Origin of the sequence: uncultured Sphingomonas sp., assembly GCF_936927845.1 — a bacterium.
Taxonomy (GTDB): Bacteria; Pseudomonadota; Alphaproteobacteria; order Sphingomonadales; family Sphingomonadaceae; genus Sphingomonas.
Window position 1 is genome coordinate 1 of sequence record NZ_CAKZHV010000035.1, and the last position, 6,645, is coordinate 6,645.

5 protein-coding genes and 1 pseudogene are annotated in these 6,645 nt (G+C 63.2%); all 6 read left to right on the forward strand.

Annotation, left to right across the window (positions count from 1 at the left end):
* Window positions 1-20: 20 nt before the first annotated feature.
* Complete coding sequence (gene poxB, locus Q0579_RS05995) at window positions 21-1,745, forward strand: ubiquinone-dependent pyruvate dehydrogenase (protein WP_039248848.1); 1,725 nt, start codon at window positions 21-23, stop codon at window positions 1,743-1,745.
* 11 nt (window positions 1,746-1,756) lie between these two features.
* A complete protein-coding gene (locus Q0579_RS06000; protein ID WP_298810245.1) occupies window positions 1,757-2,500 on the forward strand; it encodes a (Fe-S)-binding protein in 744 nt (247 codons plus the stop codon).
* Window positions 2,497-4,080, forward strand: coding sequence for a lactate utilization protein B (locus Q0579_RS06005; RefSeq protein WP_298810247.1), 1,584 nt, complete (start codon window positions 2,497-2,499; stop codon window positions 4,078-4,080). The genes Q0579_RS06000 and Q0579_RS06005 overlap by 4 nt, the downstream gene beginning before the upstream one ends.
* Window positions 4,077-4,664, forward strand: a complete 588-nt coding sequence (locus Q0579_RS06010; RefSeq protein WP_298270751.1) for an LUD domain-containing protein — start codon at window positions 4,077-4,079, stop codon at window positions 4,662-4,664. Before Q0579_RS06005 ends, Q0579_RS06010 begins: the two co-directional genes overlap by 4 nt.
* 53 nt (window positions 4,665-4,717) lie before the next feature.
* Complete coding sequence (locus tag Q0579_RS06015) at window positions 4,718-5,284, forward strand: FUSC family protein (RefSeq protein WP_298810249.1); 567 nt, start codon at window positions 4,718-4,720, stop codon at window positions 5,282-5,284.
* Window positions 5,285-5,363: 79 nt separating this feature from the next.
* Window positions 5,364-6,645: pseudogene (locus Q0579_RS06020) on the forward strand (Na+/H+ antiporter); the annotation flags it as partial.

The window sequence follows — 6,645 nt, forward strand, 5'->3', positions numbered from 1 at the left end:
CTAAGGACTGATAAACAGCTATGGCAATCACAATCGCTGAAATGCTGGTACGGACGCTGGCGGATGCCGGCATCGAACGGATATGGGGGGTGACCGGCGACAGCCTCAACGCGGTCAACTGGCAGCTTGGCAAGGACGGCCGCATTATCTTCATGCATGTTCGCCACGAAGAGGCAGGCGCGTTTGCGGCAGGCGCCGATGCGGCGGCGACGGGCAAGCTCGCCGTCTGCGCGGGAAGTTGCGGGCCAGGCAATCTCCATCTCATCAATGGTCTGTTCGATTGCCAGCGCAACCATGTGCCGGTGCTTGCCATCGCCAGCCACATCCCATCGAGCGAGATCGGCCTCGGTTATTTCCAAGAGACCCACCCGACCGAGCTGTTCCGCGAGTGCAGCCATTTCTGCGAGATGGTGACCAACCCGAAACAGATGCCCGAACTGCTCCACCGTGCCATGCGGACCGCCATCGGGCGGCGCGGCGTGGCGGTACTGGTGCTGCCGGGGGATGTATCGCTGCTCGAGGTGGATACGGACAGCGTGCCGGCCTTTGCCCTGCCCACGGTCACGGCACCCGAGCCCATGGCCGAGGATGTCGCGCAGGCTGCGGAGATTTTGTCCGGCGCCAAGCGTGTCACCATCCTTGCTGGATCGGGCTGCGCCGGAGCGCATGACGAACTGGTGGCATTGGCCGATCGGCTCGCAGCCCCCATCGTCCATGCCTTTCGTGGCAAGGAGCATGTCGAGTGGGACAACCCCTGCGATGTCGGCATGACCGGACTGATCGGCTTCTCGTCGGGCTATCATGCGCTCAAGGAATGCGACACACTGCTGATGCTGGGCAGTGATTTTCCCTATCGAAATTTCTATCCGACGGGGGCGAAGGTGATCCAGGTGGATCGTGACCCAGGCGCGCTCGGGCGGCGGGTGCCGCTCGATCTGGCGGTGGTCGCCGATGTTGGCCGGTTTGCGGCGGCGCTTGCACCGAAGATCGCGGAAGGCCGCAGTCGCACCTTTCTCGACAAGGCGCGCCAGCATTATGCGAAGACGCGGGCCAGCCTCGACGATCTCGCCCAGCCCCGCAAAGCGGGGCAGCCGCTCCATCCCCAATATGTCGCGGCCACGCTCGACAAGGTGGCGGCGCAAGATGCGATCTTCACTGCCGATGTCGGCACCCCGGTGATCTGGGCGGCGCGCTACCTCACGATGAACGGGAAGCGACGCCTGCTCGGTTCGTTCAACCATGGCTCGATGGCGAACGCCATGCCGCAGGCACTGGGCGCGCAGGGGGCGTTCCCCGGCCGGCAAGTCGTCTCGCTCTCCGGCGACGGCGGGCTGTCCATGCTGATGGGCGAACTGCTGACCGCCGTGCAGCTCAAGCTGCCGATCAAGATCGTCGTAATCAACAATGGGACGCTGGGCTTCGTGGAGATGGAGATGAAAGCGGGCGGCTATCCCGGCACCAATGTTTCACTGGAGAATCCCAACTTCGCCGAGGTCGCAAGGACGATCGGACTGTACGGCGTTCGCGTGGAGGATTCAGCCGCTCTGGAGCCGGCCTTGCGCGCGGCCTTCGCGCATGATGGGCCGGCGCTGGTGGATGTCGTGACGGCACGCCACGAAATCTCGATGCCGCCGACGATCGCAGCGGCGCAGGCAAAGGGCTTCAGCCTCTACATGCTGCGCGCCATCATGTCCGGGCGGGGCGACGAGATCACTGATCTCGCCACCACCAACCTCTTCCATTGAAAGGTGGCGCCATGCGTGTCGCGTTGTTTGTACCCTGTTATGTCGATGCCTTCGAACCCGAGGTCGGAATCGCGACACTGAACCTGCTACGCCGGTTCGGTGTCGATCCCGAATACCCCTTCGACCAGACCTGTTGTGGGCAACCCATGGTCAATTCGGGCTGCCACACCGAGGCGAAGGCGACCGAGGAACTGTTCGTCCGCAACTTCTCAGGCTTCGATTATGTCGTCGTGCCCTCGGGAAGCTGCGCGCATCAAGTCCGGTGCAACATGACGGCCATCGAGCAGACCGAGGAGGTGCGCCACGTCCGCGAGCGAACCTATGAGCTGGTCGAGTTCCTCCACGACGTGCTAAAGGTGGATGGCTTCCCCTGGGCCGAATTTCCGCACAAGGTGAGCTACCACAACAACTGCAACGCACTGCGTGGTCTCTTCCATGGCAGCATGTCCGAACGGCGCGAGCCGGCACACTCCAAGCCGCTTGACCTGCTGCGCATGGTAAAAGGGCTGGAGCTGGTCGAAAAAGCCCGACCCGACGAGTGTTGCGGGTTTGGCGGCACGTTCAGCGTGTTCGAGCCGGCCGTCTCGGTCAAGATGGGGCAGGACAAGGTCCACGACCATGCCAAAGCCGGTGCTGACTATGTCGTCTCGGCCGACAGCTCCTGCATGCTGCATCAAAAGGGTTGCGCAGATCGGCTCGGACTTCCGCTCAAGTTCCGCCATATCGCCCAGGTACTGAACGGAGATGCCGCATGACCGGACCGGATGAACCGCGCCGCGCAGAGGATGGTCTGCCGGCCCTGCTCCATGAGGAATTGCACACGGCCGATGACGGCGCGGCACGCAGCGCCAGTGGCGAGCGGCTGAGCCACGGTGAGGGAACATCCCGGCCGTTGAGCCCGCCCGCAGCCGAGCCCCAACCACGCGGAGCGAAGCTTTACCACCGCAAGCCCGTCGATCACAACGAGGCGGCGATGCGTTTCATCGATGCGCCGCGCCATGCGGAGATGCATGACGAACGCCTCTGGGACCTGCGCCAGAAGCGTGACCGGCAAATGCACGGCCTTGTCGAATGGGAGGAGCTGCGCGAGCTGGCATCGGCCATCAAGCAACACACGCTATCGAACCTTGGCGACTATCTCAAGCAGTTCGAGGCGCAGGCGCGGGCCAACGGCATCCACGTCCACTGGGCGCGGGATGGGGCCGAGCACAACCGCATCGTCCATGGCATCCTTGCCGATCATGGGGCGAAGAATCTCATCAAGTCCAAATCGATGCTGACCGAGGAAACCGGCCTGCGCGATTACATGGCCGGCGTCGGCATCGAGGTGGTGGAGACCGATCTCGGCGAGCGCATCCAGCAGCTCGACGACGAGGCGCCGAGCCACATCGTCGTGCCGGCCGTCCACAAGCTGCGCAGCGATGTGGCGCAAGTGTTCGCCGACAAGCTCGGCACCGATCCCGCCAACGACGACGTCCACTATCTCGCCGAGCAGCAGCGCGAGAAGACGCGCCCCCTGATTCTCGATGCGGATGCCGGCATGACCGGCGCAAACTTCGCGGTGTCCGAGACGGGGACCTTTGTCGTCTGCACCAACGAGGGCAATGCGGACCTGTCGGCCAACGTGCCGCCGCTCCACATCGCCTCGATCGGGATCGAGAAGCTGATCCCGCGCATCGCCGACCTGGGCGTGTTCATCCGCCTGCTTTCACGCTCCGCGCTAGGTTCGCCGATCACCCAATATACCTCGCATTTTCGAGGACCCCGCAACGGCGGTGAGATGCATATCGTGCTGGTCGATAATGGCCGCTCCGCACGGCTCGGCGAGCCGGAATTCTGGCAGAGCCTCAAATGCATCCGTTGCGGTGCCTGTATGAACACTTGTCCGGTCTATCGCCGCTCGGGCGGGCTTTCCTACGGCGCGACCTATTCCGGGCCGATCGGCCTGATCCTCGATCCGACCTTCAACCGGAAGCGCTATTCGACCCTTCCCTTTGCCTCCACTCTCAACGGCTCGTGCACCAATGTCTGCCCGGTGAAGATCAACATCCACGAGCAGATCTTCGCGTGGCGCAAGACATTGGCGGAAACGCACGATATCGGCCTGGGCAAGCAGGCGCTGATGAAAGCGGCAGGCACACTCCTGTCACATCCCTCTCTCTACCGCACGGCCGTCGCGGCGGCCGACGGTGCGCTCAAGGTGCTGCCCAGCTTCGCGCTCGCCAATCCGCTCAACAGCTGGACCGCGCGCGGACGTGACATGCCGGATGCCCCGAAGGAAACCTTTCATCAATGGCATAAGCGAACCAATGGCGGAAAGGAGGGCCAATCATGAGCGCGCGCGAGAACATTCTGGCGGCGGTGCGGGCGAACCGGCCACTGGGCGATCATCCATTGCCCGAGCTGCCGATTTTTCCTTTCGAGGCGGGTGAGGGACTGGTTGCATCGTTCCTCCGTAACCTCGAAGCGATGGGTGGACACGGTATCGAAGGGCAGAGCATCGATGCCTTCCTGCAGGAGCAGTTCCCGCAGGCCAAGGTGATCGCCTCTGCTGTTCCCGAATATCGCGGCAACCGCGATCTTATGGGTGTTGCAGCCCCGCGTGATCTCGCCGATGTGGACATTACGATTGTGCGGGCCAGCTTCGGTGTGGCGGAGACGGGTTCCGTGCTGCTGCCGGACACGGCACTGGTCACAAACGCTGCCGCTTATCTCGGGCAGCATCTCGTCGTATTACTCGCCCCCGCTGCCATCGTGCCCACGCTTCAGGAGGCCTATCGGCGGCCGGAATTCCACGAGCATCGCTATGCCAGTTTTCATACAGGCCCCTCCGCAACGGCCGACATCGAGGGCGTGCTCATCCACGGCGCACAGGGGGTGCGGTCATTGACCGTGCTCCTGCTCGACGCGGCAGTGTGAGAAAGCACCGGCAGGGATCATTCCGACGAAATCCCGGTCGTTCAGGGTCAAGCATGCCATCAAGAAAGGATTCCCAGGAAAGCCATTTCGCTTATCTTACGTCGCTACAGCAATCCGCCTTCAGCGTCCTCAAGAGCCTGCCGCTCAAGAGCCGCGTGGCGCAGGGTCTGCTGATGGCTCTGCGCGCTGTCTGTGGCGCGGGACTTGCTTACAGCATCGGCGTTGCCCTGCACACCGAACAGGCCTTTTGGGCCGCCATCACCGCCATCGCGGTCACCCAGCACGACTATGCGGACACGCTGAGCCAGTCGCGCGACCAGTTTATCGGCGCGCTGGCCGGCGCTGTCTGTGGCTTCGCGGCTGCCACGCTCGGCACGGAAAACATCGCGATCTATCTCGCGTCGGTGGCCGTGGTGATCGTCGTGTGCTGGTGCCTGAAAGTCAGTTCGGCCGCGCGGCTTGCCGGTATTACGACCACCATCGTATTGCTCGTGCCCGCGCATGGCCCGGTCTGGACCGTCGCGCTGCTCCGTTGCGTCGAGGTCACCCTCGGCATGTTGTGCGCAATGCCGGTGTGCGCCCTCTTCTCCTACGTCGAGCGCAGATGGCTGCATGTCTGAAACATGGTTCTTTCCGACCTGTTCATCCTGCCGAGTGCGACTTCGTGGACGCAAGGGCGAGGCCAATAAGGAGCCCATTTTGGAAAGTGTGACGATCGTTCTGATGCTGATGGTGGCCGTCGTCATAAGCGGTATCGTTGCGCGCATGGTGCCTGTCCCATTGCCACGCCCGCTGTTCCAGATTGCGCTGGGTGCGCTGATCGGCCTGATCGCCGACTGGCGGGTCACGCTCGATCCGGAAATCTTCTTCCTGCTGTTCCTGCCGCCGCTATTGTTCCTCGATGGCTGGCGCATCCCGCGGGAAGAACTGTTCAAGGATGGCAGGACGGTCCTGGGACTTGCGCTCGGCCTCGTCGTCTTCACCGTGGTCGGCATGGGCTTCTTCATCCACTGGATGATCCCCTCGATGCCGCTTCCCGTCGCTTTCGCGCTGGCCGCGGTCATCTCGCCGACCGACCCGATCGCCGGTTCGGCGATCGCTCAGCGCGTGCCCATTCCGAAGCGGACGATGCATATGCTGGAAGGGGAAGCGCTCCTGAACGATGCCTCGGGTCTGGTCTGCCTGCGTTTCGCGATTGCCGCCGCGCTCACCGGTGCTTTCTCGCTTCAGAATGCCGCCCTCAACTTCCTTTGGGTCGCGCTTGGCGGGATCGCCGTCGGCACCGGCGTGACCTGGCTTGTCACGCGCGCGAAAAGTTGGGTCGTTCGCCATTATAGCGAGGAAGGCGTGAGCCAGATTCTCATCTCTGTTGAGTCCCTTTGGCTCCTACCTTCTCGCGGAGCATCTGCATTGCTCGGGCATCCTCGCCGCGGTCGCGTCGGGCCTTGCGATGGGGCCGTCCGAAACCGCAGGCGAGGTCGGCGCGATCACCGGCATCCGTCGCACTACCATCTGGGACACCATCCAATTCGCCGCCAACGGCATCATCTTTGTCCTTCTGGGCGAGCAATTGCCCGAGCTCCTTTCAGGAGCGGTGGCGATCGTCCAGTCCATCGGGCATCGTGATCCCTGGTGGCTGGCGCTCTACGTCGTTGCGATCAACGTCGGGCTAGCGGTGCTTCGCTTCCTGTGGGTTTGGCTGTCATTCAGCCTCACACTGTTCCGTCAGGGGCATTGGCGGCGAGTGCCCAACTGGCGGATCGTCGCGGCCATGTCCTTCTGCGGAGTACGCGGAGCGACCACGCTCGCCGGCGTCCTGACCTTGCCGCTTGCCATGAGCGATGGATCTGCCTTTCCCTCACGCGAGCTCGCGATCTTCCTTGCCATGGGCGTGATCATCACCTCCCTGATCGTCGCCAGCATCGACTTGCCGCTGCTCCTGCGCGGCCTTTCGCTGCCACCCGAGCCATCTCATCTCGCC